This window comes from Aromatoleum aromaticum EbN1 (genome assembly GCF_000025965.1).
Taxonomy (GTDB): domain Bacteria; phylum Pseudomonadota; class Gammaproteobacteria; order Burkholderiales; family Rhodocyclaceae; genus Aromatoleum; species Aromatoleum aromaticum.
In genome coordinates this window covers 4,254,225-4,279,206 of record NC_006513.1, presented here as the reverse complement: position 1 = coordinate 4,279,206, position 24,982 = coordinate 4,254,225, and the positions used below count along the sequence as shown (strand labels likewise).

At 66.9% G+C, this 24,982-nt stretch carries 22 protein-coding genes; 18 read left to right on the top strand and 4 right to left on the bottom strand.

The window, feature by feature from the left end; translation table 11 throughout:
* Window positions 1-39 precede the first annotated feature (39 nt).
* The 13 genes from EBN1_RS20390 (at window position 40) to EBN1_RS20330 (ending at window position 13,757) form a co-directional block, all read left to right on the top strand.
* Window positions 40-969 (top strand): phage tail tube protein, encoded by a 930-nt coding sequence (locus tag EBN1_RS20390; RefSeq protein WP_041646655.1) that lies wholly within the window; start codon window positions 40-42, stop codon window positions 967-969.
* 75 nt (window positions 970-1,044) lie between these two features.
* Window positions 1,045-4,455, top strand: coding sequence for a tape measure protein (locus EBN1_RS20385; protein ID WP_011239876.1), 3,411 nt, complete (start codon window positions 1,045-1,047; stop codon window positions 4,453-4,455).
* Window positions 4,456-4,839: a hypothetical protein gene (locus tag EBN1_RS20380; RefSeq protein WP_011239875.1), complete on the top strand. Its 384-nt coding sequence runs from the start codon at window positions 4,456-4,458 to the stop codon at window positions 4,837-4,839.
* 6 nt (window positions 4,840-4,845) lie between these two features.
* The gene (locus EBN1_RS20375; protein ID WP_011239874.1) at window positions 4,846-8,094 is read left to right on the top strand and encodes a hypothetical protein; all 3,249 of its coding nucleotides are present in this window, start codon (window positions 4,846-4,848) and stop codon (window positions 8,092-8,094) included.
* Between the two features lie 15 nt (window positions 8,095-8,109).
* Window positions 8,110-9,240: a hypothetical protein gene (locus EBN1_RS20370; protein ID WP_011239873.1), complete on the top strand. Its 1,131-nt coding sequence runs from the start codon at window positions 8,110-8,112 to the stop codon at window positions 9,238-9,240.
* A complete protein-coding gene (locus EBN1_RS20365; RefSeq protein WP_041646654.1) occupies window positions 9,237-9,557 on the top strand; it encodes a hypothetical protein in 321 nt (106 codons plus the stop codon). The genes EBN1_RS20370 and EBN1_RS20365 overlap by 4 nt, the downstream gene beginning before the upstream one ends.
* A gap of 3 nt (window positions 9,558-9,560) precedes the next feature.
* The gene (locus tag EBN1_RS20360; RefSeq protein WP_041646653.1) at window positions 9,561-9,965 is read left to right on the top strand and encodes a hypothetical protein; all 405 of its coding nucleotides are present in this window, start codon (window positions 9,561-9,563) and stop codon (window positions 9,963-9,965) included.
* Window positions 9,966-9,974: 9 nt separating this feature from the next.
* Window positions 9,975-12,053: a hypothetical protein gene (locus EBN1_RS20355; RefSeq protein WP_011239871.1), complete on the top strand. Its 2,079-nt coding sequence runs from the start codon at window positions 9,975-9,977 to the stop codon at window positions 12,051-12,053.
* Window positions 12,040-12,258, top strand: a complete 219-nt coding sequence (locus EBN1_RS20350) for a hypothetical protein (RefSeq protein ID WP_041646652.1) — start codon at window positions 12,040-12,042, stop codon at window positions 12,256-12,258. The genes EBN1_RS20355 and EBN1_RS20350 overlap by 14 nt, the downstream gene beginning before the upstream one ends.
* Window positions 12,259-12,278: 20 nt before the next feature.
* Window positions 12,279-12,491, top strand: a complete 213-nt coding sequence (locus EBN1_RS20345) for an HP1 family phage holin (protein WP_041646651.1) — start codon at window positions 12,279-12,281, stop codon at window positions 12,489-12,491.
* Window positions 12,484-13,017: a glycoside hydrolase family protein gene (locus EBN1_RS20340; protein ID WP_011239869.1), complete on the top strand. Its 534-nt coding sequence runs from the start codon at window positions 12,484-12,486 to the stop codon at window positions 13,015-13,017. Before EBN1_RS20345 ends, EBN1_RS20340 begins: the two co-directional genes overlap by 8 nt.
* The gene (locus tag EBN1_RS20335) at window positions 13,017-13,268 is read left to right on the top strand and encodes a hypothetical protein (protein ID WP_041646650.1); all 252 of its coding nucleotides are present in this window, start codon (window positions 13,017-13,019) and stop codon (window positions 13,266-13,268) included. Before EBN1_RS20340 ends, EBN1_RS20335 begins: the two co-directional genes overlap by 1 nt.
* A gap of 3 nt (window positions 13,269-13,271) precedes the next feature.
* Window positions 13,272-13,757 (top strand): hypothetical protein, encoded by a 486-nt coding sequence (locus tag EBN1_RS20330; RefSeq protein WP_049780327.1) that lies wholly within the window; start codon window positions 13,272-13,274, stop codon window positions 13,755-13,757.
* A gap of 23 nt (window positions 13,758-13,780) precedes the next feature.
* Here EBN1_RS20330 and EBN1_RS20325 read toward each other — a convergent pair whose 3' ends face one another.
* Entirely contained in the window at window positions 13,781-13,999 is a 219-nt protein-coding gene (locus EBN1_RS20325) for a hypothetical protein (protein ID WP_011239867.1), read from the bottom strand.
* 254 nt (window positions 14,000-14,253) lie between these two features.
* The gene (locus EBN1_RS20320) at window positions 14,254-16,377 is read right to left on the bottom strand and encodes a site-specific recombinase (protein WP_041646648.1); all 2,124 of its coding nucleotides are present in this window, start codon (window positions 16,375-16,377) and stop codon (window positions 14,254-14,256) included.
* A gap of 111 nt (window positions 16,378-16,488) precedes the next feature.
* Between EBN1_RS20320 and EBN1_RS20315 the strand changes: the two genes are divergently transcribed.
* The 3 genes from EBN1_RS20315 to EBN1_RS20305 all read left to right on the top strand — a co-directional run bounded on the left by EBN1_RS20315 (window position 16,489) and on the right by EBN1_RS20305 (window position 21,902).
* Window positions 16,489-18,411: an ATP-binding cassette domain-containing protein gene (locus EBN1_RS20315; RefSeq protein ID WP_011239865.1), complete on the top strand. Its 1,923-nt coding sequence runs from the start codon at window positions 16,489-16,491 to the stop codon at window positions 18,409-18,411.
* Window positions 18,412-18,686: 275 nt separating this feature from the next.
* Entirely contained in the window at window positions 18,687-19,685 is a 999-nt protein-coding gene (locus EBN1_RS20310; protein WP_011239863.1) for an oxidoreductase, read from the top strand.
* Between the two features lie 324 nt (window positions 19,686-20,009).
* Window positions 20,010-21,902 carry a propionate--CoA ligase gene (locus tag EBN1_RS20305; RefSeq protein ID WP_011239861.1) on the top strand — a complete coding sequence of 631 codons (1,893 nt, stop codon included), beginning with the start codon at window positions 20,010-20,012 and terminating at the stop codon, window positions 21,900-21,902.
* A 195-nt stretch (window positions 21,903-22,097) separates the two neighbouring features.
* Here the strand turns inward: EBN1_RS20305 and vapC are convergent, their stop codons facing one another.
* Window positions 22,098-22,508: a type II toxin-antitoxin system tRNA(fMet)-specific endonuclease VapC gene (gene vapC / locus EBN1_RS20300; RefSeq protein ID WP_011239860.1), complete on the bottom strand. Its 411-nt coding sequence runs from the start codon at window positions 22,506-22,508 to the stop codon at window positions 22,098-22,100.
* Window positions 22,509-22,739, bottom strand: a complete 231-nt coding sequence (locus EBN1_RS20295; RefSeq protein ID WP_011239859.1) for an antitoxin — start codon at window positions 22,737-22,739, stop codon at window positions 22,509-22,511. It lies immediately after the preceding gene.
* Between the two features lie 261 nt (window positions 22,740-23,000).
* Here EBN1_RS20295 and EBN1_RS20290 point away from each other — a divergent pair, with 261 nt between their 5' ends.
* Window positions 23,001-23,888: a ThiF family adenylyltransferase gene (locus EBN1_RS20290; protein WP_041646647.1), complete on the top strand. Its 888-nt coding sequence runs from the start codon at window positions 23,001-23,003 to the stop codon at window positions 23,886-23,888.
* On the top strand, window positions 23,881-24,954 hold the full coding sequence (locus EBN1_RS20285; RefSeq protein WP_011239857.1) for a nitroreductase family protein: 1,074 nt from the start codon (window positions 23,881-23,883) through the stop codon (window positions 24,952-24,954). The genes EBN1_RS20290 and EBN1_RS20285 overlap by 8 nt, the downstream gene beginning before the upstream one ends.
* Window positions 24,955-24,982: the final 28 nt, after the last annotated feature.

The following is a 24,982-nucleotide window of genomic DNA, read 5'->3' as shown; positions in this document are numbered from 1 at the left end:
CTCCTGCATCCACTCCACCCCTGCAGGAGCCTCATTCACATGGCACGCACTTCCCTCACGCGCGGCTACAAAGGCAAAGGCCACGTCAGCCTGCGCCCGCTCAACGGCACCGGCCGCAAATTCCGCCTCGGCAACGTCATCAGCCTCGCCGAAACCATCGAAACTGACCGCCAGTCGCGTGAAGACTTCCAGGAAGCCGGCGGTGGCGAGCTCGACGTCTCCGAACCGGTCACGTCGATCACCGCCGAACTCACCGTCAACGACATCAAGCCTGAAACGATGGCGCTCGGCCTGCGCGGCTCGCACGAGCTCCTCGCGGCGCAAGCGATCGTCGACGAAGCGCAGGACGCCTGGTCCGGCGAGCGCGTCACCTTCCGCTACCTGCCCGACCCGGACGTCGCCCCCGTCGTCGAAATCGCCGCCACCGCCGCGTGGGCCGGCACCACCGCCTACGCCGTCGGCGACCTCGTCCTCGACACCGCGCGCGCCTACCTCTGCACCGTCGCGGGCGAATCGGCCGGCGTCGCCCCGACGTGGCCCACGACCGCTGGCGCCACTGTCGTCGACGGCACTGTCACGTGGCGCGACCTCGGCCCCGTCACGCTCACCGCCGACACGCACTACACGCTCACCCCGCAAGGTGTGCGCTTCCTCGCCGGCGGCGACGGCCTTTTCGTCGGCGACAGCGTCCTGCCGCTGCTCGTCAGCTACACGCGCAACCCGCAGTACATCATCCAGGCGCTGGTCAATGCCGGCACCGAATACGAGATGACGTTCGACGGCCTCAACGAAGTCGACTCCGGCAACCCGTTCGTCGGCCGCTACTTCCGCATCAAGTTTTCGCCGACCTCCGGTTTCAGCCGCATCGGCAACGAGTTCGCCGAAATGCAGCTGAACATGACCGTACTGAAAGACGACACCCGCCTCGGCGCGGGGCTCAGCCAGTACATGGAATTCCTCATGGTCTGAGCGAGGGCCAAGGCCAAAGCCTCCGTGCCGCAGCAGGGCAGGGGGCTTGAGCCTTGACCTTCTCCCGGCGCCCTCATGGCTCTCGTCGACACCCAGGAAGTAACGCTCGCGATCAGCGCGCAGACCACCGGCCAGGCCGACGTGGCCGCGCTCGCGAATCAGGTCGAAGCCCTCGCCCGCGAAGGCGGCGACGCCGCGCCCAAGTTCCAGGCGCTCGCGCAGGAACTGCGCACCCTCGGCCAGCAGCAAGTGCGCATCGACGGCCTGCAGGCCGCGATCGGCTCCGCCAAGTCCGCCCACGCCGCCGTGCGCGACGCCCGCCACGAAGTCCAGGTGCTCGACAAAGCGCTCGGCGACGCCAAAGGCGCGGGCGCCGGCCGCGAAGCGATCCGCCTGCTGGAAAAAGAACTTGCCGCCGCGAATCGCCAACTCAACAGCGCCGAAAAAGCCTGGGGCAAGCAGAAAGCCGCGCTCGCCGCCGCGCGCACCGAAACCCAAGCCGCCGGCGTCAACACCGGCAAGCTCGCCGAAGAGCAAAAGCGCCTCGACGCCGCCCTCGTCGCCACCACCGCCCGCCTCGAAGCCGAGCGCACCGCAGCGGCTGCAGCGAACCCGGCGCTCAAGACGCTCGGCACCGCAGCCGACCAGGCCGGCGCCGCGCTCGGGCGCCTCGGCATCCGCTCGGCCGACCAGATCCAGGCCGAGATCAACGCGATCAACCGCGACCTCGTCCAGTTGTCGACCAGCGCCAAAGTCACCGGTAGCGACTTCGATCGCGCCTGGGCCGTCGGGCAAAAGCGCATCGCCGCGCTGAAAGCCGAGATGAACGGCACGATCGGCGGCATGCACCAGGTGGGCGCCGCCAGCGACCAACTCGGCACCAAGCTCAAAGGTGTCGCCGCCGCGGTCGGCGGCATTTTCGCCGTCACGCAGCTTCCCGGCCTCGCGGCCGACCTCAGCCGCACCGCCGATCTGTACGCCAACCTTGGCGCGCGGATCAACATCATCAACAGCAGCCAGGCCGGCTTTAACGTCACGCTCGAGCAGACCGCAGACATTGCCCGCGCGACGCACTCCGGGCTTGCCGACACCACCAATCTGCTGGCTGCGCTTGCCCGGGCCGGCGGCGAAATCGGCGTCTCGCAAAGCGAAGTCCTCGACCTCACGGAAACCATCAACAAGGCCAACCAGGTGGCCGGGCAGTCAGCCGAGGCCGCCGACGCCGCAATCGTGCAGCTCATCCAGGGGCTGCAGTCCGGTGTGCTGCGCGGCGAAGAATTCAACAGCATCATGGAGCAGTCGCCGCGGCTCGCCAAGGCGCTCGCCGACGGCCTCGGCGTGCCGCTCGGCGCGCTGCGCAAAATGGCGGAGCAGGGCAAGCTCACCAGCGACGTCGTCATCAAGGCGCTGCAATCGCAAGCGCAGGCGATCGACACCGAGTTCGCGAAGCTGCCGCTGACCGTCGGCCGTGCCATCACGGACCTGTCGACGAACTGGACGCAGTTCCTCGGCGAACTCGACAAGACCACCGGCGCTTCGGCCACCGTTGCCCAAGCCATTGGCGGGGTCGCCAACAACCTCGATACCCTCGCCAGCGTTGCGGGCGTCGCGGGCGAAGTCGCGCTCGCCGCGCTCGCCGTCAAGGCGGCCGGCGCCGCCCGCGCCTACACCGCGCAGCTCGTCGTGGCGACCGGCGCCACCACCACGCTGGGCGCAGCGACCACCGCGATGGGGGCCGCCGCCAGCCGGCTTGCCCCGATCCTGCGCACGATGGGCTGGATGCAGGTCGCGCTCGAAGTCGGCAGCATCGCCTCCGCCCTGATCGACCTGCGCGCCGAATATGCCAAGCACAGCGAAATAGCCGCCGCCACAGCGGAAAAACAGGATCTGATCCGCCAACGCCTGGCAGCCATCTCCGCCCAGACCGGCGTCACCGTCACCAGCATGCAGGCGCTCGATGCTGCCATCGCTGCCGGCCAGATCCATTTCGACGCCGCCTCCGCGAGCTGGATGGCGGGCGCGGCCGCGCAGGCCGTGCTGCAGACGCGCTCGCAAGAACTCGTCGCGCAATTCCACGCCCTTGCCACCGAAGGCAAAACCGTTCAGGAATCCTTCACCGCACTCCTGGCGACGTTCTCCCCGGACAGCTTCATCGGCGTACAAGGGCTCGGGCAAGCGCTGATCCAACTGCAGGCTGACGGAAAGATTTCCGCGGAGCAGGTCGAGCAAGCGTGGCAGCAGGCGCTCGCGAAGCTCAGTGGCGAAGAACTGGTCGCGTTCGGCAACACCGCGCGCATGGTGTTCCAGGGCACGGCCGCCGAAGCCGGCATGCTCGCTACCGCCCTCGACGCACAATTGCGTGCAGCCCTCACCGGTTTGGGCATCGACGCCAGCGAAGCCCTCACGGGCATGTCGGCCAAGTTCATCGAAAGCGCCAACAACGTCGGCGTCATCACCCGGCAGTTTGACGAACTCAAAGAACGCGGCGTCAACGCCGCATCGGTCGTGCAGCAGGGCGTCGAAAAGATGCTGGCCGCTGCCGCGAACCCGACCGAACTGGCCGCGCTCAAGACCTTGGTCGAGCAACTCGGCACGGAAGGCAAACTCGCCGGCGACCAGGTCGCCGCGGCCCTCGCCCAGATCAACACCAAGGCCGACGAACTCACCCCCGGCATCAACAGCGTCACCGAAGCTTTCAAGGAGCTCGGTGTTGTCACCGATAGAACGCTCAAGGACTCGGCCGACCGCGCCCGCGCCGCGTTCGACCGGATCCGCGACAGCGGCACCGGGAGTGCCCGAGAACTGCAGCAGGCCTTCCAGGCCTATGCCGATCGCGCCGTCGCCGCGAACAACGGTGTCGTGTCCTCTGCGCTGCAGGTGGAGGCCTCGAACAACGGTCTGCGCGTCTCCGCCGACGAAGCCGGCAAGGTCATCGTGCAGAGCATGAGCGCAGCCGCCGCTGCCACCGGCCAGATCGGCGCCGAAGCGCAGAAGTCTGCTGCCGAGCTGGCCGCGATGGGTAAGGCGGCAGAGGCCGCGGCGGAGAAAGCGGCCGCGGCTGCATCTGAGCAGGAATCCGACGTGGACAGCATCCTCACCCGATCCAATTGGTCGGAGTGGAGGGACGAAGAATTGAGCGCCGCCGCCGCTTACCACGATAACCCTGGGGTGCGCGAAGGGGCCGACGACGAAATCAGGCGCCGGCGAGAAAAGAGCAAGCAGCGCGCAGAAGAAGATGCTGCGCTACTTGCTGAACTCTGGGCTGGCAAACCCCGCACCACGCCCCGCGGCGGCTCCGTCTCCGGCGAAACCCAATCCCGCGCCCCCAGCGCCGGCGCCCAAGCCCCCGGCCCGCGCGCCGTCGAACGCACCGTCCAGGTCAATCTCAACATCGGCGGCCGCGGCAACATCCCCGTTTTCACCACCCCGACCGACGCCGACCGCCTCATCGCCGCGCTCGAATCCTCGTCCATGAGGGCCTCATAAATGCGCCATCACATCCTCGGCACCGTCGCGATCCCCGAAGACGTCTGGTGGAGCGATGAATTCGCCTGGAACCCCGTCGCCCAGGCCACCACCCGCAGCCTCACCGGCGCGCGCCTCGTGCAGCTCGGCGTCAAGCTCAAGGGCCGCCCGATCACCCTCGCCAGCAGCGAGCGCGGCGGCTGGGTGACGCGCGGCACCGTGCTCTCGCTGCGCGCCCTCGCCGACGTCCCGGGCGCGACCTACACGCTCACGCTCGCCGACGGCCGCACTTTCACCGTCGCATTCGACGCCGACCGCGACTTCATCGCCGCCCCCGTCCGCCCCGCCGCCGACATGACCGACGCGAGCAAGTATCGCGTCACGCTTCCCCTGATCGAGGTTTAACCCCGCATGCCCATCCAGGAACAAAACATCGTCTTCGTTGAAAGCCAGGTCATGGACGACGTCCCCGAAGGCGGCGGCGCCGCCACGGGAAACGTCATCACCGACGGCGTCATGAACAACGTCTTCGAAGACATCTCCGACCTCGACCGCGCCTACGGCCGCTTCAACCTGCGCAAGATTTTCCTCGCCGTGCGCACGCTCTCGACCGACCTCTACGGCGGCGCGAAAACCGTTGTCACGGCGCTGCCGACGGATGACGCGCTCGGCTACACGCTCTTTTCCAGCGGCGACCCGTTCGACACCCGCGTGCAGGCGGCCGACCGCGTCGAGGCCTACCTCTACAAGGGCCCGATGTGGGCCGGCTACCTGTATGAGAACCACATCCAGGGCATGCGCGCGATCAATGTGATTCAGAAAGTGGGCTCCGTACTGCCGCCGGTCGGCAAGACGCTGGCCCTCGTCGCCGACGAAGGCGTACAGGGCGAAGTCGAGCAGTACGTGCGCGTCATCAAAGTGCAGTACGCCGAGCAGTTCTTCGTCGACGGCACCGCTTCCGACGGCAGCGACATCGGCTTCTCGCGCTGGATCGTCACGCTGACGCTGTCCGACGCGCTGCGCTTTGATTTCAAAGGCCACTCGATCAAGCGCGCGGATGGCGACTACAAATACACCGCCGGCGAAACGCGCATCCGCAACACCACCGTCGCCGATGCGACGCGCTATTTCGGCGCGCAGCTGCTCGCGGTTGCGGCCAACATCGGCGACCTGCAAGTCAAAGCCGCGAGCCAGTTCACCAAGCTCGTGCCGTCCGCGCAGACCGAAACACCCCTCGTCAACCAGGTGCTGAACCCCTCCGTCGTCGTGACGATGAGCGCCGGCACGCGCGACGTCGACATCGCGCAGCAGGCGCACACGCTCGGGCGCGAAGTCACCGTCGAGAACCGCCGCCTGAACTGGATCGAGACGCTCGCCCCGATCCCCGCGCCGGGTACGCTGTCGGTCGCGTATCGCGCGCAAGACAACTGGTACGAGCTCCTCGACAACGGCAGCGGGCAGCTCGTCGGCTCCGATCCGTCGATCGGCGCCGGAACGATCAACTACACCACCGGCGCGATGTCGGTGACGCTCGGCGCGCTCCCCGATGCGTACAGCACGGTGATCATGACGTGGGGCAGCCCGGTGCATTACGTGTCGCTGGTCCCCGAGGCCGCGCCTGCGGCCGAAATGATCATCGCCGCGCCGACCCTCACCGACCCGATCAAGCCGGGCACGCTGGTGCTCACCTGGCAGGCCGGCGCCGTCGCGAAAACCGCCAGCGACAACGGCAGCGGCGCGCTCACCGGCGACGCCTCGGGCACCGTCGATTACGCCGCGCCGCGCATCACGTTCGCACCGGTCGCGATGCCCGACGCCGGGACGAACATCGGCGTCGCCTACACCAAGGCGCCTGCAACCACCGGGACGCCGGCTTCCAACACCGTCAATGTCGGCGCGGCGCTCGCGATCTATGGCGTGCGGGCGCACATCCGGCTCGATCTGCCCGACGGCTCGATGGGCGGCGGCATGCTGTACGACGACGGCGCGGGCAATCTCAAGCTCAACCCGTTCAGCGCTGAACCGCAATTCGTCGGTGGCGGCTCGTACTACGTCGGCGGCACGGTCGTGCTCGGCAGTGTCGATTACGCCACGGGCGAGATCGTCGTCAATGGCAGCGTTGTCGTATCGCTGAGCGAGTGGAGCGGCAACGCATGGACATATGACGCAGGCCCGAGCGTGCCTGCGACGCTCGACGACCTGTCCTATGTCCTCGCCGCGGGCGCCTCCCCCGGCGCCGCGAACATCACCGTCCCGGCCGGCGAAACGCCCGAAGGCATGCCGACGATCCGCATCGACACGCTGCCGATCACGCTGGTGCCGAACTCGCTCGAATTCACCTACGGCGGCAAAACGTATCAGGACCGCAACGGCACGCTGTACGCCGACATCGACCCGGTCACCGGCTCGGGCATGCCGGCAGGGTCGGTCGATTACGCCACCCGCCGCGCGACCGTGACCTACGCTGCGCCGAACGCCAGCGGCACGCCGGTCATCACGTCGGCTCTCGGCCGCTACGGCGACTGGACCACCACCACCGCCGTGTTTCGCACCCAGCTCGCGCCGCTGAAGCCAGAGTCCGTGTCGATCACTGCCGTTGCCGAAGGGCTCGGCCAGATCAACGGCGTCGCTGATGCCGACGGCGTCGTTGCGGGTGCAGGTTTCGCTTCCGGCAGCGTCAATTACGAGTTCGGCGTCTCGTCGGTCGTCTTCACCGCCCCCGTCGACCCCGCCTCGATCCGCTACAACGCCGTCGCCTACTCCTACCTCCCGCTCGACGCCGACATCCTCGGCATCGACCCGGTGCGCCTGCCTTCCGATGGCCGAGTGCCGATCTACCGGCCCGGCGACGTCGTCATGGTCATGCACGCCGCCGACGCCGCGCCGCAGACCGTCATCAACGGCGGCACGATCGACTGCGGCCGCACCCGCATCGCCTGGGTGCGCGTCACGGATGCGACCGGCGCGAGCGTCGCCACCGGCTACACGCTCGACCGTGCCACGGGCATCGTCACCTTCACCGACGTCACCGGCATCGCGATGCCGGTCACCGTGCGCCACACCGTCGCCGACCTGCGCCAGATCACCGACGCGCAGATCAGCGGCCAGCTCACGCTCGCCCGCCCGCTCACGCATGCCTATCCGGCGGGGGAGTCGATCGTCGCCTCGTGCCTGATCCACGGCGACCGCCGCGCGCGCGTCTCCGCGACGTGGGACCAGGCCACCTGGTCCGGCACGTGGTCGGATGCGCTCGTGGGCAGTGAAGCGACAGCAACCCTCGACACCATCGCCCACCCGATTAGCGTCACGAACGAAGGCGCCGAGACTGAACGCTGGCTGCTGCGCTGGACGAGCACGACGAACGTCGAACTCATCGGCGAGCGCCGCGGCCTGGTCTATTCCGGCCCGTTCACCGCCGACATCGCGCCGATCAACCCGCGCACCCGCAACACCGATGGCAGCGGCGGCGTGCCGTACCTGTCGATCCCGGTCGCCGCGAACGGCGGCGGCTGGTCGGCCGGCAACGTCGTGCGCATCAATACCGTCGGCGCACTCGCCGACATCTGGATCGCCCGCAGCATCCAGCAGTCCGACGAGCCCGCGGGCGACGGGGCGGACGGCTGCGAGCTGTATGCGCTGGGCAACATCGACAGACCGTAACCGGAGGAACAACGAATGGCGAAAGCCGATACCAGCGTCAAATGGTTTCACAGCGGCATGGCGAACGGGCCGGTCCTGCGCGGCGAAGCCGGCGCCTTGATCGAACTGCTCGACGCGTGCCTGATCAACGGCTTTGACAGCCGCGCGGTCGACAGCATCGCCGTCGCCGGGGGTGTCGCGACCGTGTCGCTGAGCGCGGGCAATCCGTTCGAGCAGCACGTCGTCATCCAGCTCGCCGGCGCCACGCCGGCCGCGCTGAACGCGGAATGGAGGATTGCCACGAGTGGCGCATCCTCCTTCACGTTCCTCTGTCCCGGCATCGCCGACGGCACCGCCACTGGCACGATCACCTGCAAGCGCGCCCCGGCGGGGTGGGCGAAGCCGTTTTCGGCGACGAACAAAGGGGTGTATCAGTCGATCGACACGAATACCACGCAATTGTATCTGCGGCTGGACGACGCCCACGCGCAGTACACGCGGGTGCGCGGCTACGAGAACATGACCGACGCTGACACCGGCGACGGGCTGTTCCCGACGCTCGCGCAGTGCGCTGCCACGGCGTATTCCTGGCCCAAATCCAACGCGGCGGGCATTGCGTCGCGATCCTGGGCGCTCGTCGCCGACGGCAGCATGATCCATTTCCTGCCGGTTTGGACTGCGAGTTATCCCCACGCTGACGTTTTTCGATTTGGCGACGCAGTACCTCTGTTCGCTGCTGATGCCTACCACTGCGCCATATCCGCGGCGGCAGCCGCATCACCGGCATGGCCGAGTCATGCCAATGCCACCGTAATGAACATGCAATACCAGACCGGGTGCTACTTCGCCAGAGGGGCGGATCAGGCCGCGGGCGCGGCCGTGACGAGGAACATTGCCATGAACGTGAATTCCGCAGGGGGCTACTCGAGTGCGCCGCCCGTGGCCGGCGAGCTGACCTTCGCGCCTCAGATTGCGTTTCACGCAAACGCCATTCGCGCGAGTATCCCCGGGCTCCTGGTCGGCCTGGAGCGTAAAACGGACTATATAACCCGCACCGTCAGTGAGGGAGTGGATGGACGGTGGTATCTAAAAGTAGCGGTCGGGGAAAACGTTTCCACCCCGGATGGAAGTTTTGTCGCGCTTGACGTTACGGGGCCGTGGCGATGAGCTTGCTCACCATCCTCGCCAAAACGGTCACCCTGAAACCCCTGGTACGGCCCGGGGCACTGTTCGGTTCCACGACCATTGCGGGGACGCCTGAGGCCGCCGTCCCGCGCCGCGTGCAGCTATTCGTCAGCCAAAACGCGCACGGGCAGGTTTTCCCGAGTAACACCCTGGTCGACTGGTGCTGGTCCGATGCCGCGGGCGACTGGCACTTCGACAACCTCGACCCCACCAAAAAATACCACGTCATCGCCTATGACCACACCGGCGTGCACGACCCCGTCATCAAGCTGAACCTCGTCCCGAGTGTGGAGGAATAACCCATGATCCTCTCCACCGCCCACGCCACTGCCCGCGACGCAGCCGCCCGCCTGCCGGCGCTGCAGGCCTCGTTCGACCTCCTCGTCGCCAACCCCGCGCCCGCCGCGATCCTTTTCTACACCGGCACCGACCCCGCCACCGGCACGCTGCTGGCCGCTGTCGATCTCGACGCCGCAGTCGGCAGCATCGATGCCGCAACGTACCGCATCGACCTCGCAGCACCCATCGAAGGCCAGGCGTTCGACGACGGCGTCGCCGGGTGCGCGCGCGTGCTCGATGCGGCCGGCGCGGTGTGGGGCGACTGCACCGTCTCCGACACCGCCGGAGCCGGCGAAATCAAGCTCGCCGACACAAGTCTCGTCGCCGGCGCGTTCGTGCGCATCACGTCCGCCCATTTCCAGGGCTGATCACCGGCCATGACAAAACTGATCCACTGGCGCAAAGTCACGCCCACGCCCGGCCCGGTGGATCTGGTCTTCGCGCATTACCGGCCGTCGGTCGAGCTCGTCTTCGCGCGCCCGGTCGATCCCACCCCCGGCGCGGTCGCGCTCGTCTTCGGCCCCTACACGCCGCCGCTGTACCCGACGATCACCGCGACCGTCGCCGCAACCCTGCCGCCCGCGACGCTGCCCGGCCTCACCCTCGCCGCCGTCGGCGACCAGGTCGCCCCGGCCGCTGTCATCGACGCTACGCTCGCCGCCGCGCTCCCCGCGCCGACGCTGCCGGGCATCACCCTCGCGGCGCTCGACGCCACCCGCACCGCGACCGTCGCCGCCTCGCTGCCGGCTCCGACGCTGCCCGCGCTCGCCGCCGTCGCAGAAGGCGTGCAGGATCTCGACCTCATCACCGACGTCGGCCCCGGCCTGCGCGCCCCCGCGTGGCCGCACACCCCGCCCGCCGCCCGCGGCCTCGTCGCGCGCCAGCAGCCGATGCAGCCCGCCCGCACGCCTATGCGCGCCCGCCAGCAATCCGCCGCGCCGCTCGCGACCGCCTGCGTCACTGCGCAACAGCAGATGACGCGCGCCGGCCGCCGCTCGCGCATCAAAGCGCAGCACGCCCGCCCGCTCGGCCACGCCGCAGCACTGCCGCACGCCGACACGCTCAAAGCCCGCCGCCCCGTCCGCCTGCGCGCCCGCCACGCGACGCCCGCCGCGCAGGGCGCACGCCTCGCGCAACAGGAGCGCATCCGCACCCGCCGCGCGCTCGCCGTCCCCCACGCCCACGCCACCCCGGCGACCGCCCGCGCCCGCGCCGGCCACCACCAGGCGCAGCCCACCGCGGCACCGCTCGCCGCCCGCCACGCGCACATGCTCCCGCTGCCCGTCGGCTGGTGGCAGGCCACCTGGCCGTGGCCCGAACCGCCCCCCGGCGCGCAGTACAGCAGCCCGGTGCATCTGGTGTTCTGCCGCGCGGCCGACGGCACCACCCGCCTCGTCTTCGGCTGCCCGCCCGCCACCGGCGGGACCGTCGTCATCCCCATCCAGGAGTGCTATGTCGTGATCAACAGTTTCTCGCTCGTGCGCGCCGACACCGGCGAGCCGGTCGACGTGCAGGATTTTTCCGCGTCGCTCGACGCCGACTCGTGGTGCTGGGGCTGGTCCGCGAGCCTGCCCGCGGCCTCGATGCCGCTCGTGCGCTCGCCCGCCATAGGTGATCACGTCGAGCTCGTCGCCACCCTCAACGGCACGCCGCTGCACCTCGTCGTCGAGCGCCTCGCGCGCGACCGGCGCTTCGGCGAAGCCTGGCTGAAAGTGAGCGGGCGAGGGCGCGCCGCGTGGCTCGCCGACCCGCACGCTCCGGTCGCCACCCGCTACAACGCCACTGCCCGCACCGCGCGCCAGCTCCTCGACGACGCGCTGATGGTCAACGGCGTCTCGATCGGCTGGGATCTCGACTGGCGCGTCACCGACTGGCTCGTCCCCGCGGGCAGCTGGAGCCACACCGGCACCTACATGGACGCCGCGACGCGCATTGCCGAGGCCGCCGGCGCCTACGTCCAGGCGCACGACACCGACCAGACCCTCATCATCCTGCCGCGTTACCCGGTCGCCCCGTGGCACTGGCCGACCCAGACGCCCGACATCGACCTGCCTGAGGACGTGTGCGAAGTCGAAGGCATCGAATGGCAGGACAAGCCCGCGTACAACGCCGTCTGGATCGCCGGCGGCGAAGCCGGCCGCCGCGACCGCATCCGCCGCGCCGGCACCGCCGCCGACCGCAACGCCCAGACCATCGTCGACCCGCTCGCCACCGACCCCGCCATGACCCTGCAGCGCGGCACCGCAGCGCTCGGCGACACCGGCCGCCAGGCGCACATCACCCTGCGCCTGCCCGTGCTCCCCGAGACCGGCATCATCCAGCCGGGCAAACTCGTCCGCTACACCGAGGGCGGCACCCCGCATATCGGCCTGACGCGCGCCGTCCAGATCGAACAGCGCTTCCCCGAACTGTGGCAGTCCATCCGCCTCGAGACCCACGAACATGAATCCGTATAAGCGCCTCCTGCGCCTCATCCCCGGCCAGCCCCTCGACGCCGGCCAGGTCACCGCCGTCACCGCCGACGGCGTCACCGTTCAGCTCATCGACGGCGCGACGATCCGCGCGCGGGGCGAGGCGACGGTCGGGGAGCATGTGTATGTGCGGGGCGGGGTGATCGAAGGGCCGGCGCCGGCGCTGACCGGAGTCGATCAAGAGATTTGAACAAGAAGAAGGAGCCACCGATGCCCGACAAAGCATCCGCCGCAATCACCTACACCGCAGCCGGCAGCACGGTCATTCTCGGTATGACGGCGAACGAATTCGCCGCGCTCGGCGGCCTCGCGATCGCGGGCCTCGCGTTCGTGACAAACGCCGTGATCACGTGGTGGTACAAGCGCGAGCACCTCAAGATCGCCCGCGCCCGCGCGCAGCTCGAGGACGACAGCGATGAATAGTCCGCGCCTCGTCTCCGGCGCGCTCACGCTCACCGCCGCGGCGCTGGTCGGCCTCGCGTTGCACGAAGGCTACATCGAGCGGGCCCGCCCCCCGGTCCCCGGCGACGTCCCGACCAAAGGGTTCGGCACCACCCGCAACGCCGATGGCTCGCCGGTCAAGCTCGCCGACGCCACGACGCCGCCGCGCGCCTTGGTCGATCTGCTGCGCGATGCCACCGCGTCCGAAAAAGCCATCAAGCGCTGCGCCCCTGTACCGATGTACCCGCACGAGTTCTCGGCGTTCGTCTCCCTTGCCTACAACGTCGGAGCCGGTGCCGTCTGCGCGTCGTCAATCCCGGACAAGCTCGCAGCCGGACGGTACGACGCGGCCTGTCGCACGATCCTCGACTTCGACAAGTTCCGCGACTGCACCAAACCGAAGATCCGCAACGCGCGCACCGGAAAGCTCGAGTGCCCGCTCATCCCCCTGCGCGGCCTCACCGTGCGCCGCCAGGCCGAATACAAAATGTGCATGGGAGAAGACTGATGAAGACCGCCATCGTGACCGACCTCGCCCGCTACCGCATGACCCGGCAGCGCCCCATCACCGACCTCGCCCGCTACCGCATGACCCGGCAGCGCCCCATCACCGACCTCGCCCGCTACCGCATGACCCGGCAGCGCCCCATCACCGACGCCTGCCGCTGGAGCGAGGCCATCGAAGAGGTGACCGTCGCCAACCTGCGCGCGGCGGCCGTCATACAGCGCATGTGGCTGCGGCTCTTCATCGGCGGCTGATCGATGCACCCGTACGCCGTCCTCGGCGGCGTGATCCTGCTGATCGGCACGCACGCGGGCGCGTTCGCCTACGGCCGGCACGTCGAGCAGGGCGACCAAGCGCAGCAAAAGCTCGACCAGGCGCTCGCCTACGCCGGCGAAATCGTCGCGCGACAAGGCGCCGTCGACCGCCTCTCCGCCGCCCTCGAGGCCGCCCGCACCGCGCAGCGCCCGAAAGACCGCATCATCACCCGCGAGGTAATCCGCTATGCGCAACTCCCTGCTGATCGCCGTTGCGAGCTCGACGGCGCTTGGCGCCTGCTCCACGACGCCGCCGCAACCGGCCAACCTGCCGACACCGCCCGCGTGGTTGCTGGCAGCGCCCCGCCCGTTGCAGACGCTGCTGCCCTCGACACCGTCGCCGGCAACTACGAGCAGTGCCGCGAGTACATCGACCAGGTGAGCGGGTGGCAGGCGTGGTGGAGACTGGTGTCGCAGACGGCAGATTGACGGCCAGCCTCCTGCGGTAGCGGCTACCGCCCCCGATCCCCAAGCCCGCGCATCAAGCCGCCTGTAGAGTTCTGGCGCAGATCGTCGTCGTCCGGCCGATCGACGTCTTCCCAGTCATCCATGATCGGCTCGGCATACGGGAATGATGCGATCTCATCGAGCGTGTATTTGTACCGGCCCGTCGACCACTTCAGCGTCGTCACGTCGAACTGCCGGCAGGCGTAGAGGCGGACTTTCTTCACTGGGGCTCCGGTACTGAACATTTGAACAGTATTCTGGCAGAGCGCTGTCGGGAGGTCAGGATGTGAGGACCCCGTACTCATGGGTGGTTGCGGCTGGTCTCGCGTCGCCCTGGCGTGCAAACGTCTGCAGCGCCGTGATCGGCGGCTGGATTTTTCAGGTTGCTACGTATTTGCTATAGCAAGAACAGAAACCGCGTAGATACAGGCATTGCGCCTGCATTCCTCCCATTGAACTACGAGGAGAGCGCGCAATTCTAGCCGTTCGAGCGCCGGTGACCAAGCACGCCTTTGCCGTTTCCGTGGATTTTGTGGTTGACGTGGCCATTGTGCGGTTCGCGCTGGGGAAGCGAAGCTTCTCCATTCTGCTCTTCGGCCTGCCCCGTCGAGGGAGGCGGTAGCAGGAAGTCGCGGGGGCGCGAGACGAAGCGCCGGACGATCATTTTCCCCAGTTCGCGCCCCTGCGCGAAGGTGATGCGGCGCGCGCGCAGCGCGACGTAGAGGGTCAGCGCGAAGCTCACTCCGAGGTTCGTGAGTCCGATGAGCGCGATGCCGGCTGCCGACAGCGCCGCGAGTTGCCAGCTCAACGTGAAGTCTATGCCGACGGCAGCGTAGCCGACGTACGCGGACGAGAAGGCGATGTGGCGGATGTCGAGCGGCAGGCCGAACAGGACCCCGAGTGCCGTCACGCCGCCGAGCAGGAAGCCGAAGAAGAAATTCGCCGCCAGCGCGCCGAGGTTGTTCTCGACATAAGCCGCGACGCGCTGCATGCGCGCGGCACTGAACAGCCGACGAGGCCAGCGCAGCTGCAACAGCCGCTGCGGAATGCGTTCGTAGGCCGACAGGTTGTCGTAGTAGCCTGCGATCAGCCCGGACAGGAACAGGCAGAAACCGGCGATTGCCGCGAACAGGACCGCGCCGCTGACCGGATCGACCTGCCTGAGCAGTTCGCGCGCCTTGCCCGGCTCGGTGAACGGATCACCGGTAAGCCAGTGGATCCCGATCGCGATCAGCATCGCCATCGGAATCGCAATGCCGATGTTGCCGAGGATTGCGGCAAGCTGGCTGCGCACGGTGCGCGCGATGAGCTCCACGAGGTTCTCGAGGTTGCTGTTCTTGCCCTGCGATTCGCCGATCGAAGCGGCGATCGCGTTGGCCGTCATCGCAGGCTGTTTGGTCGCGACCGTGCCGCCGAGAATGTGGATCAGGACAAAGCCGATGCCGTAGTTGAGGCAAAACGCCAGGGCCTCGGTCAGGGGAGCGAAACCTTGGCGACCCAGCACGATCTTCAGGCCTGTCATCACTGCGATGATCAGCCCGCCGAGCGCGGCCGAGCCGAGAATGCCGAAATATTCGCGGCGGGTCGAAGTGATGTAGTGCTCGCCGGTCTTGCTTGCGCTTTCGGTCATGCGCGTCGACAGCAGCTCGACGTTCTGCCCCCAGTAGTCGGAGAGCTTGTTCTTGCGGCATTCGGCATGCACCAGCTGCTTGAAGATACCGACGATCTGCGTTGCGACCGCGTCGATGCGTCGCTCGGCATGCAGCCGCTGGAGCAGGAACAACAGGTCGGCGATCCGGCCGAGGTGCTGGCGGAGGCGTTCGAGCTTGAACGTGAGCGCCAGACTCGTGCCGATCTTCGCCGCGCGCTTGCGGATACGCAGCACAACGTCGTCGCACTGGTCGAGCATGACCTGCAGGTGCTTTTCGTCCTCGACCAGCTCGGTGCCGTCCCTCCATGCGCGCCGATAGTGGTCGAGATAGACCAGCAGTTCTTCGTTCTGCGCCAGAAAGGGCGATTCGTGTTCCTCGAGCGTGGGATCGACGCGGATCAGCTCGGGCTCCAGCCCAATCGCCGACACGTGGTACGCCAACACCCGCAGCGCCTCGAGGATTTCGGCGGCGGCGTGCGGGAGTCCGTAACCTTCTTCAGTGCTATCGGGCTGGATCGGAGTCGATCCGAAAACGCTGCGCAGGAACTCGACCCAGTCCGCATCGGGAATCGCGGTGACCCAGGCCTCGTCGTCCTTGCGGTGGAAGACGACGCTCAGCACGTCCTTCATGTAGTCGGTGTCGACGACTTCGGGCAGCAGGCGCCCGGAAATGCGGTGTGCCGTCTCGGAAAAGAAACCGGTCGACGGGAGCAGGCCGGACGAGACGTACAGCGACACCTGCTTGCGCTCGCGAAAGAGGCGGATCAGCGCGTCGCACAGGCCTTCTGCAAGGTCGTGCCGGGAGGCGAGCGTGTGCGTCAGGCCGCGCAACGCCGCGATCGCCGCTTGCGTGTCGGAAGCTTTGGCCGGGCGCAACTCATCGACCAGCGCGACCCACAGTGCGAGATCGTCGTCGTGTTCTTCGCGGAATCGCCCCAACAATGCTTCCATGCTGCCTCGTCGATGGTGTTGTCTGCAAAATGTTGCACCGCATTATGCTCGAATGCGCCGCTATGGTAGCAGGCCGGTAAAATGGCTTTTCATTCCAATGAGTCCTTCACCATGCCGCTGCTTTCTGTCGACAACGCCTGTCTCGCGTATGGGCACGTGGATCTGCTCTCACATGCGGACTTCCAGCTCGACGCGGGCGAGCGTGTGGCCCTGATCGGCCGAAATGGCTCGGGCAAATCCAGCCTGCTGCGGGTGTTGGCCGGGCAGTCGTCTCTCGATGACGGGTCGGTGTGGCGGCAGTCCGGGCTGAAGGTGGCGTACGTCCCGCAGGAGGCCGATTTCCCGCTCGAACGCGACGTGTTCGCGACGGTCGCCGATGGCCTGGGCGATGCTGCGCGCCTTCTGGTCGAGTATCACGCGGCGATGCACGCCGTCGCCGAATCGGCCAGTGAAGAGACGTTGGCGCGGCTCGAGGCGCTGCAGCACGCGGTCGAAGCCGCCGACGCGTGGCGGCTCAACCAGCGGGTCGATGAGATCCTGCTGCGCCTCGGCCTGCCCGGTGACGCACTGGTTTCGAGCCTGTCCGGCGGCGGTGTCAAGCGCGTGTCGCTGGCGCGAGCGCTGGTCGCCGAGCCCGATCTGCTGTTGCTCGACGAGCCGACGAACCACCTCGACCTGGACGGCATCCTGTGGCTCGAAGCGCTGATCCGGGATTTCCGCGGCACGGTCGTCGTGATCACCCACGACCGCGTGTTTCTCGACAACGTTGCCACTCGCATCATCGAGCTCGATCGCGGCAAACTCGCGAGCTATCCCGGGCGTTTCAGCGACTACCAGCGGCGCAAGGCGGAGGAACTCGACGCCGAGGTGAAAGCGAGCGCGCGATTCGACAAGGTGCTCGCGCAGGAAGAAGTGTGGATACGCAAGGGGGTCGAGGCGCGGCGTACGCGCAACGAGGGCCGGGTGCGGCGGCTCGAGGCGCTGCGTCGTGACCGGGCGGCGCGGCGCGAGCGGCTCGGCAACGTGAAGCTCGCCGTCGACAAAGGCGAGCAGAGCGGCCAGATGGTCGCCGAACTGATCGACGTGACCAAGCGCTTCGGCGATCGCGTCGTCGTGCGCGACTTCTCGACGCGCATCCTGCGCGGCGACCGCATCGGCCTGATCGGCCCGAACGGCGCCGGCAAGACGACGCTGCTGAAGCTGATCCTCGGCGAAATCGCCCCGGATGCCGGGACAGTGCGCCGCGGCACGCGCCAGATGGTCGCCTACTTCGACCAGCTGCGCGAGCAACTCGACCCCGAGCTGCCGCTCACCGAGGTCATCAGCCCGGGTTCGGACTTCGTCGAGATCGGCGGCGAGCGCAAGCACGTCATCGGTTACCTCGGCGATTTTCTGTTCGCGCCGCAGCGTGCGCGTTCGCCGGTGAAATCGCTGTCCGGCGGCGAGCGCAACCGGCTGCTGCTCGCCCGGCTGTTCGCGCGACCGGCCAACGTTCTGGTGCTCGACGAACCGACCAACGACCTCGACATCGAGACCCTCGATCTGCTCGAGGAATTGCTGTCCGCCTACGAAGGCACGCTGTTCCTCGTCAGCCACGACCGTGCGTTTCTCGACAACGTCGTGACCCAAGTGATCGCGGCCGAAGGTGACGGGCGCTGGGGCGAATACGCTGGAGGCTACGCCGACTGGCAGCGAGTCAAGCAGGCCGAAGCGGAGCGCGGCGCGGAGCAGGCGCGGCTTGCCGCGACGCAGGCCAAAAGCGCTGCGCCCGCGCCCAAAACGCCCGCGGCGACAGCGTCGCGGGGCGGCAAACTGTCGTTCAACGAGAAAAGGGAGCTCGACGCGTTGCCCGACCGCATTGCGGCGCTGGAGGTGGAGCAGGGGGCGCTGCAATCGCGCCTGGCGGACCCGTCGCTGTACCAGGAAGCGCCGCAGGAAGCCGTGCCGATCAAGGAGCGGCTCGATGCCGTCGAGCGGGAAATCGAAGAGGCGCTGGCGCGCTGGGAGGCTCTGGAGACGCGAGCGGGCGGGTGAAGGGGTGCGAGAGGACCGGCACGTTCTGCGCGGACAGAAATGCGACATCGACGTCGATCGAATCGAGGGCTGTGTCAACGAGGGCATGGGTTGGCGGTGAGTCTTCGATTCGTCGGCTTGCGGGCCCCCTGAACGGGTGTGGCAAGTGCATAGGCCGGACGGACCGTGAAAAAGTCGAGCCGGGGATTTGGCTATAATCGGCCCAAAAAACCGGGGCGTCCGAAAGCGTGACGTCCATATTCATTGCGCATCCCAACCGAGAGGAGTTGCCCCAAGTGACTGCGCCGTTCAAAGCGTTCCTGATCGATCAGGACGAAAGCAGGAAAGTCTTCAGCCGCATGACAACGCTGGCCCGCGAGCAACTCGACGCGGGCGACGTGCTGATCCGGGTCCATTATTCCAGCATCAACTACAAGGACGCGCTCGCCGCGACGGGTGCCGGCAAGATCATCCGGCGTTTTCCATGCGTCGGTGGCATCGACCTGTCCGGCGAAGTCGTGGAAAGTGCGGATGCGCGTTTCCGCCCCGGCGACAAGGTGATCGCAACCAGCTTCGACATCGGCGTGTCGCACCACGGCGGTTATGCCGAATACGCGCGCGTGCCGGCCGAGTGGGTCGTGCCGCTGCCCGACGGGCTGGATCTCTTCGAAGCGATGGCGCTCGGCACGGCCGGCTTCACGGCCGCGCTGGGGATCGTGCGGATGGAAGACAACGGGCTCGCGCCCGAGCGCGGCCCGGTGGTCGTGACGGGTGCGACGGGTGGCGTCGGCGGACTTTCGATCGACATGCTGTCGCGGCTCGGCTATCACGTCGTCGCGCTGACCGGCAAGGAGGCCGAAGACGATTACCTGCGGATGCTCGGCGCCGCCGAGGTGCGACTGCGCAACACGATCGACTTCGACAACGTGCGCCCGCTCGAAGCGACGCAATGGGCCGGCGCGGTCGATAACGTCGGCGGAAAGATCCTGCACTGGATCCTCGCGACGATGAAGCAGGCCGGCACCGTCGCGAGCATCGGCAACGCCGCGAGCTTTCATCTGGAGACGACGGTGTTCCCGTTCATCCTGCGCGGTGTCAGCCTGCTCGGCGTCGATTCCGGCTACATGAGTTTTCCCACGCGCGAGCGCGTCTGGCAGCGTCTTGCGAGCGATCTCAAGCCGCGCCACCTCGCGGCCGTTACACGCACCATCGCGTTCGACGAATTGCCAAGTGCATTCGACGCCTTCATCAGGGGCGAAGTGAAAGGCCGTACCGTCGTGCGGATAGGCGCCTGAGCGCACCCGATTGCCTCTCGATCGCCTTCGGACCGGAGAAAGCGCGAGCTCACGTCGCAGCTGCCGCAGGTCATTGGCACGCTGCTTCCGCTGCTGCAGTTGCTAGAATCACGGCTTCGTTGCGGAATCCCGCTCGATCGTCTGGAAAAATACCAAATGGACGGTAGTGCGGAAAACGACATCGCGACGGAAAGTTGAACAGCATTGCCAATAGAAAAATACAAGGCAGTCACGGGGCGCTCCCGAGGTCCGGGGAGTGGGAGCCGGAGGAGCGCCTGGAAGTCGTTCGCAAATGACGGGAATCTTGAAGGGAGAGGAATGCTCATGACGACGTACAAGGAATTTCATCGCCGTTCCATCGACAGCCGTGACGAGTTCTGGGCGGAAGAAGCCCGGCTCATCGACTGGAACAAGCAGCCCGAGCAGATCTGCGATTTTTCGCAGCCCCCGTTCGTGAAATGGTTCAAGGGAGGCGAGACGAACCTCTGCTACAACGCCGTGGATCGCCACGTCGCCGTGCGCCCCGACGACCGGGCGCTGGTATATATCTCGACCGAGACCGACGAGGAGAAGGTGTACTCGTTTGCGCAGTTGCAGCGCGAGGTCGAGCGCATGGCCGCGATTTACCAGGAGCTCGGCGTCGGCAAGGGCGATCGCGTACTGATCTACATGCCGATGATCGCCGAAGCGGCGTTCGCGATGCTCGCCTGCGCACGCATCGGTGCGATTCACTCGGTCGTGTTCGGCGGCTTTGCCGCGGGTTCGCTCGCGACGCGGATCGACGACGCGAAGCCGGTGCTGATGGTGAGTTCGGACGCCGGCATGCGCAACGGCAAGCCGGTACCATACAAGCACCTCGTCGATGAAGCGTGCAAGATCGCCGAATTCCCGCCGCCGAAAGTCCTGATCGTGGACCGCGGGCTCGACATGGGTTTCTCAAAAGTCGAAGGCCGCGACGTCGATTACGCCGAGCTGCGCGCGAAGCACCTCGACGCGAAGGTGCCCGTGACCTGGCTCGAATCCTCCGAGCCGAGCTACATCCTGTACACGTCCGGCACCACCGGCAATCCGAAGGGCGTGCAGCGCGACACCGGCGGCTACGCCGTCGCGCTCGCGTCGTCGATGAAGCACATCTTTACCGGCTTTGCCGGCGAGACGATGTTCGCGACCTCGGACATCGGCTGGGTCGTCGGCCACAGCTACATCATCTACGGTCCGCTGCTCGCCGGTATGGCGACGATCATGTATGAAGGCACGCCGCTACGCCCGGACGCGGGGATCTGGTGGCAGATCGTCGAGAAATACAAGGTCAACGTGATGTTCTCTGCGCCCACCGCGGTGCGCGTGCTGAAGAAGCAGGACCCGGCTTTCCTCAAGAAATACGACCTGTCGTCGCTGAAGCATCTCTTCCTTGCCGGCGAACCGCTCGACGAGACGACGCACAAGTGGATCATGGACGAGCTCGGCATCCCGGTCATCGACAACTACTGGCAGACCGAAACGGGCTGGCCGATGCTCTCTGCGGTGCGCGGTATCGAGGATACGCCGATCAAGTACGGTTCGCCGAGCTTTCCCGTGTATGGCTACGATCTGCGCATCTTCCGCGAGGACGGCAGTGAATGCGGGGCGAACGAGAAAGGCATCGTCGGCGTCGTCCCGCCGTTGCCGCCGGGCTGCCTGTCGACCGTGTGGGGGCAGGACGACCGCTTCGTCAGCACGTATTTCACGCTGTTCGAGGACCCGGTCGTGTTCTCGTCGTCCGACTGGGGCATCAAGGACGAAGACGGCTACCACACGATTCTCGGGCGCATGGACGACGTCATCAACGTTGCCGGCCACCGTCTCGGCACGCGCGAGATCGAGGAGGCGATCCAGGCGAACGCGGCGATCGCCGAAGTCGCCGTGGTGGGCGTCGCCGATCCGCTCAAGGGGCAAATGCCGATGGCTTTCGCGGTGGTCAAGGACGCCTCTCGCGTCGATACCGCCGAGAAACGCGCCGAACTCGAGAAGGATGTCATGAAGACCGTCGACACCCTGCTCGGTGCGATCGCGCGTCCCGGACGCGTGCATTTCATCTCCGGGCTGCCGAAGACGCGCTCGGGCAAGATGCTGCGCCGCTCGATCCAGGCGCTCGCCGAAGGCCGTGATCCGGGAGACCTGACGACGATCGACGATCCGGGCACGCTGGAGCAGATCCGCAACGCGCTTGCGGGCTGACCGCTGCTCGCTTCACGGTGACAAGAAACCGCGCCCGGCTGGTCCGGGCCGGTAACGTCAAGCGTTGCTGGTTCGACCAAAGGCCGCGTCCGACGAGGGCTTGCGGCCTGAGGATTTTTCGTTGGATCGAAAACTGCTAAAAGCAGGGGCCGCCCGGTGAAAGGCGGGCCTTTGCTGGCTCTGCGCGTCCCGTGTTTATCGGTCTACCCAGTTTTCGACTTGCAGTCCTTCTACGCGGACGAATTCGCGTTCGTTGTTTGTCACGAGGATCCAACCTTCGGCGCGCGCGTGGGCGGCCAGCCACAGGTCGTTGTTGCCGATCGGTTGGCCCTTGTGCTGGAGATTCGCGCGGATCTGGCCGTAGTGCTCGCCGACCGACTCCGTCAGTGGCGCGATCCGGACCGTCGCTTCCAGCCTTTGAATCGCAGCGAGCGCCTTGTCGCGGGCCTGGCTCTTCTCCGCGCCGAAGCGCAGTTCGCCGAGCGTGATGACGGACATCGCGAGTTCGGATGCAGCGTGGCGGGCGAAGCGCTGGCGAACTTCCGGCGGGTTGTGCTTCGCGATGTAGATGCAGATGTTCGTGTCGAGCAAATAGCGGACCGACATTCAGAGCGCCTCCCGCTCCTGTGGCGCGACATCGTTGCGCCCTTCAGACATGAAGTTGACGGGCAGCTCGATTAGCGCATCGAAAATCGCGGCCGCATTGCCGGGCAGTTCGCGCAGCACGATTTCATCGCCGCGGCGGAAGATTTCGACCCGGTCCGTATCGAGCCGAAACTCCTTCGGCAGGCGGACCGCCTGGCTGTTGCCGGAGCGGAAGACGCGGGCGTAAACCATGATGCGCTCCTCGAATAAATACATACAAGAAGTATATACATTGCAGCCATGCTGGGCTACCACGCACGCCCGGTTAAGAGGCGGGCGCGGCCGGCGCGTCGGAAAGTTCCGCCCTCGGGCGTCGTCCGGCTGCAAGTGCCGACTGCCGGTTCGGTCGGCGTCATATTGCGCGGACTGCCGTCCAGATGACGCAGAATTGCGGTTTCTCTTGCAAGATGAAATCTCTATCATGGTTTCGGGCCAGGCAGCGGTGGGGGAGGGATGGTGAGGACGTTTGATTACGACGCAGCGTTCGTGCGGAATCTCGGGTGGGTGACCGCCTTGGAGCAGGCGCAACTCCGACGCAAGCGTATCGCCATCGCCGGCATGGGGGGCGTCGGCGGCGTCCACCTCACCACGCTCGCGCGCCTGGGCATCGGCGCATTCAACATCGCCGACTTTGACTCCTTCGATCTCGCGAACTTCAACCGGCAGGCCGGCGCGACGATGTCCTCGCTCGGGCGGCCGAAGGTCGATGTCCTCGCGGAACTGGCGCTCGACATCAACCCGGAGCTGGACATCCGCCGCTTTCCGAAGGGCGTGTCGGACGCGAATCTCGACAAATTCCTCGACGGCGTCGATCTGTATGTCGACGGTCTCGATTTTTTCTCGTTTGCAGCGCGTCGTGCGACTTTTGCCGCCTGCCATCGCCTCGGCATCCCGGCCGTGACGGCCGCGCCGCTCGGGATGGGGACGGCGGTGCTGACCTTCATCCCGGATGGCATGAGCTTCGAGGAATATTTTTGCCTCGAAGGTTGTGACGAGGAGGAAATGGCGATCCGCTTCCTCCTCGGCCTGTCACCGGGAATGCTGCAGCGCGGCTACCTCGCCGATCCCTCGCGCGTCGATCTTTCCGAGCAACGCGGCCCTTCAACCATCGCCGCATGCCAGCTATGCGCCGGGGTGACCGCGACCGAAGCCTTGAAGCTGCTTCTTGGCCGGGGAAAGGTGCTAGCCGCGCCACGCGGCTATCAGTTCGACGCCTACCGCAACAGTTTCATCAAGACCTGGCGACCGGGCGGCAATCGCAATCCGCTGCAGCGGCTCGGGCTGTGGCTGGCACGGAAGCAACTGCGGCGCATGAAGGGATCGGGGGTGGGCCGTGGCTGAGCGCGAAACGCTGCTGAAGATTCTTGATCTCGCGCGCTGGGCGCCGAGCGGCGACAATACCCAGCCGTGGCGCTTCGAGATCGTGAGTGGCGACCACATCGCGGTAAGAGGTTTCGACACCCGCGATCACGTCCTCTACGACTTTGACGGCCATGCCAGCCACATGGGCCACGGTGCGCTGCTCGAGACGCTCAGAATCGCGGCGTCGGGCTTCGGGCTCGACGCCACCTGGACCCTGCGCGTCGGCTCTCGGGACAACAATCCCATCTACGACGTGCTGCTGCGCGAGTCGCCCGGCTCCGCTCCCGATTCACTGTTCCGCCACATCGAACAGCGCGTCGTGCAGCGCCGGCCGATGTCGATGACGCCGCTTACCGTCGAGCAACGCCAGGTGCTGGCGGCCGCGCCCGGTTCGGCCTACCAGGTGCAGTTCCTCGAATCACTGGGCGACCGGCTCAAGGTTGCCCGGCTGCTGTGGGACAACGCCTATATCCGCCTGACTTGCCCGGAAGCCTATGAGGTGCATCGGAAAATCATCGAGTGGGGCGCGCGCTACAGCAAGGACCGAATTCCGGAAGGGGCGGTGGGGGTCGATCCGGTGACCGCCCGCCTGATGCGATGGGTGATGCAGCGCTGGGGGCGGGTGGAGTTTTTCAACCGCTACCTGCTGGGCACCATTGCGCCCCGTATTCAGCTGGATTTCCTGCCGGCGCTGGGTTGTGCGGGCCACCTCTTGCTGCGGCCGTGCGAGGCTCCCGCTGGGCTTGTCGATTACGTGCGCGCGGGCGTCGCGATGCAGCGTCTGTGGCTGACTGCAAGCGCCGTGGGGCTGCATCTTCAGCCGGAGATGACGCCGGTAATCTTTCGATGGTATGTCCAGGCCGGCAGGAGGTTTTCGGCCGTGCCGGAAATCGGCCGGCGCACGCTCTTGCTCGCCGGTGATTTCGAGGCTCTGGTGGGCGCAAGCGAGCGCAGCGCGTTCGTGTTCTTCTGCCGGGTCGGGCGCTCAGTGGTGCCGGGCTCGCGGTCGCTGCGCAAGGACTTGAGCGAATTGCTCGTCGACTGACGGGGACGGACAAGAAAAGGGGGCAGCA

What these genes read in the sequence shown, in the direction of transcription:
- EBN1_RS20330 (WP_049780327.1), top strand. Translation starts at nt 13,272, where the DNA reads ATGCACCCGTACGCCGTCCTCGGCGGCGTGATCCTGCTGATCGGCACG.
- EBN1_RS20390 (WP_041646655.1), top strand. Translation starts at nt 40, where the DNA reads ATGGCACGCACTTCCCTCACGCGCGGCTACAAAGGCAAAGGCCACGTC.
- EBN1_RS20385 (WP_011239876.1), top strand. Translation starts at nt 1,045, where the DNA reads ATGGCTCTCGTCGACACCCAGGAAGTAACGCTCGCGATCAGCGCGCAG.
- EBN1_RS20305 (WP_011239861.1), top strand. Translation starts at nt 20,010, where the DNA reads ATGACGACGTACAAGGAATTTCATCGCCGTTCCATCGACAGCCGTGAC.
- EBN1_RS20340 (WP_011239869.1), top strand. Translation starts at nt 12,484, where the DNA reads ATGAATAGTCCGCGCCTCGTCTCCGGCGCGCTCACGCTCACCGCCGCG.
- EBN1_RS20375 (WP_011239874.1), top strand. Translation starts at nt 4,846, where the DNA reads ATGCCCATCCAGGAACAAAACATCGTCTTCGTTGAAAGCCAGGTCATG.
- EBN1_RS20380 (WP_011239875.1), top strand. Translation starts at nt 4,456, where the DNA reads ATGCGCCATCACATCCTCGGCACCGTCGCGATCCCCGAAGACGTCTGG.
- EBN1_RS20360 (WP_041646653.1), top strand. Translation starts at nt 9,561, where the DNA reads ATGATCCTCTCCACCGCCCACGCCACTGCCCGCGACGCAGCCGCCCGC.
- EBN1_RS20365 (WP_041646654.1), top strand. Translation starts at nt 9,237, where the DNA reads ATGAGCTTGCTCACCATCCTCGCCAAAACGGTCACCCTGAAACCCCTG.
- EBN1_RS20335 (WP_041646650.1), top strand. Translation starts at nt 13,017, where the DNA reads ATGAAGACCGCCATCGTGACCGACCTCGCCCGCTACCGCATGACCCGG.
- EBN1_RS20320 (WP_041646648.1), bottom strand. Translation starts at nt 16,377, where the DNA reads ATGGAAGCATTGTTGGGGCGATTCCGCGAAGAACACGACGACGATCTC.
- EBN1_RS20290 (WP_041646647.1), top strand. Translation starts at nt 23,001, where the DNA reads ATGGTGAGGACGTTTGATTACGACGCAGCGTTCGTGCGGAATCTCGGG.
- EBN1_RS20355 (WP_011239871.1), top strand. Translation starts at nt 9,975, where the DNA reads ATGACAAAACTGATCCACTGGCGCAAAGTCACGCCCACGCCCGGCCCG.
- EBN1_RS20350 (WP_041646652.1), top strand. Translation starts at nt 12,040, where the DNA reads ATGAATCCGTATAAGCGCCTCCTGCGCCTCATCCCCGGCCAGCCCCTC.
- vapC (WP_011239860.1), bottom strand. Translation starts at nt 22,508, where the DNA reads ATGTCGGTCCGCTATTTGCTCGACACGAACATCTGCATCTACATCGCG.
- EBN1_RS20370 (WP_011239873.1), top strand. Translation starts at nt 8,110, where the DNA reads ATGGCGAAAGCCGATACCAGCGTCAAATGGTTTCACAGCGGCATGGCG.
- EBN1_RS20295 (WP_011239859.1), bottom strand. Translation starts at nt 22,739, where the DNA reads ATGGTTTACGCCCGCGTCTTCCGCTCCGGCAACAGCCAGGCGGTCCGC.
- EBN1_RS20315 (WP_011239865.1), top strand. Translation starts at nt 16,489, where the DNA reads ATGCCGCTGCTTTCTGTCGACAACGCCTGTCTCGCGTATGGGCACGTG.
- EBN1_RS20345 (WP_041646651.1), top strand. Translation starts at nt 12,279, where the DNA reads ATGCCCGACAAAGCATCCGCCGCAATCACCTACACCGCAGCCGGCAGC.